We start from the raw sequence: 604 nt of genomic DNA on the forward strand, positions 1-604 counted from the left end.
GTCGAAGACCCGTTCGGCGCCGGCATGTGCCTGGTGCTGGTCGGCCTGTTCTTCGCCTACAAGCTCTACCAGAAGAACCTGATCACCATCGGCGACTACTACCGCCTGCGCTTCGGCCGCACGATCGAAGTGCTGTGCTCGGTCATCATCATCTTCAGCTACCTGGGCTGGGTCGGCGCCCAGATCACCGCGCTGGGCCTGGTGTTCAACCTGCTGACGCAGGGCGCGATGTCCATCACGGCCGGCATGGTGGTCGGCACGCTGATCGTGCTGGTCTACACGCTCTACGGCGGCATGTGGTCGGTCGCGATGACGGACTTCGTGCAGATGATCGTGATCGTCGTCGGGCTGGTGCTGATCGCCTGGTACGCGGCCGATCTGGCCGGCGGCGCGGGGCGCGTGATCGACTTCGCGGCGTCCGAAGGCAAGTTCCGTTTCTTCCCGGAGAACGCCAGCGCGCGCGAGTGGCTGTTCTTCATCGCCGCGGCGATCACCATGATGCTCGGCTCGATTCCGCAGCAGGACGTGTTCCAGCGCGTGATGTCCTCGAAGAACGCTTCGATCGCCCGGCGCGGCCCCATCATCGGCGGCATTTTCTACATCC

1 protein-coding gene is annotated in these 604 nt (G+C 64.4%); it reads left to right on the forward strand.

Features of this window, described 5'->3' with window-relative positions; all coding sequences use genetic code 11:
- A partial coding sequence (locus D3H34_RS33495; protein WP_434057730.1) for a sodium:solute symporter family transporter occupies positions 1–604 on the forward strand: 604 nt, incomplete at both ends.

It is taken from the genome of Acidovorax cavernicola (assembly GCF_003581445.1).